The organism is Streptomyces sp. PA03-1a (genome assembly GCF_033792805.1).
Taxonomy (GTDB): Bacteria; Actinomycetota; Actinomycetes; order Streptomycetales; family Streptomycetaceae; genus Actinacidiphila.
In genome coordinates this window covers 1-738 of sequence record NZ_JARAVO010000502.1, presented here as the reverse complement: position 1 = coordinate 738, position 738 = coordinate 1, and the positions used below count along the sequence as shown (strand labels likewise).

Here is a 738-nt window from a genome sequence, read left to right as displayed (position 1 = left end):
CGCCACCCCCGCCCGCCCCGGGGGGCGACATGGCGGGGAAGCTGGAGCAGCTCAAGCAGCTCGGCGAACTGAAGGAGCAGGGAATCCTCACCGAGGAGGAGTTCCGGACGCAGAAACGCGCCGTCCTCGGCGGCTGACGGCGCGGCTCGCCGGAAGCGCCACAGACGCCTGTGGGCGGCTCCACCGGTCTCCCGGTGGAGCCGCCCACAGGCGTCTACGTGGTGTCCGAGGGGGGACTTGAACCCCCACGCCCGATAAAGGGCACTAGCACCTCAAGCTAGCGCGTCTGCCATTCCGCCACCCGGACAAGGTGTTCGCCGCCCGGCACTCGGCCCGGCGACGTGGAAAACAATAGCAAACATCCGGAGGTCCCCGATCACGCGCTTCCCGTGACGGGAGCGTGACGGCCGACCCGGGGCCCTCGCGGGCCCCGGAGGGCGCGGGGGAGGATGGCCGTGACCGACGAACGAAGGAGACAGCGTGAGTGAGTCGAACTCGGCCGCCCGTACGACCACCGGAGAGGACGAGGTCGTCGACCTCTGCCGGGACCTCATCCGGATCGACACCAGCAACTACGGCGACCACTCCGGGCCGGGTGAGCGGGCCGCCGCCGAGTACGTGGCGGAGAAGCTCGCCGAGGTCGGCCTGGAACCGCAGATCTTCGAGTCGCACAAGGGGCGGGCCTCCACCGTCGCCCCCAAGCCCGGGGTTCTTTTAAAAAACACCCCGGGGCCCAGG

General features: G+C 70.1%; 1 protein-coding gene, 1 tRNA gene and 1 pseudogene. 2 read left to right on the top strand and 1 reads right to left on the bottom strand.

Features of this window, described 5'->3' with window-relative positions:
* The first annotated feature begins 29 nt into the window (after positions 1-29).
* The gene (locus PV341_RS45185; RefSeq protein ID WP_500361070.1) at positions 30-137 is read left to right on the top strand and encodes an SHOCT domain-containing protein; all 108 of its coding nucleotides are present in this window, start codon (positions 30-32) and stop codon (positions 135-137) included.
* 82 nt (positions 138-219) lie between these two features.
* On the opposite strand, the gene PV341_RS45180 is transcribed toward PV341_RS45185, so the two are convergent.
* Positions 220-307: transfer RNA gene (locus tag PV341_RS45180), tRNA-Leu, on the bottom strand.
* Positions 308-480: 173 nt separating this feature from the next.
* Between PV341_RS45180 and PV341_RS45175 the strand changes: the two are divergent.
* A pseudogene (locus tag PV341_RS45175) lies at positions 481-738 on the top strand (M20/M25/M40 family metallo-hydrolase); the annotation flags it as partial.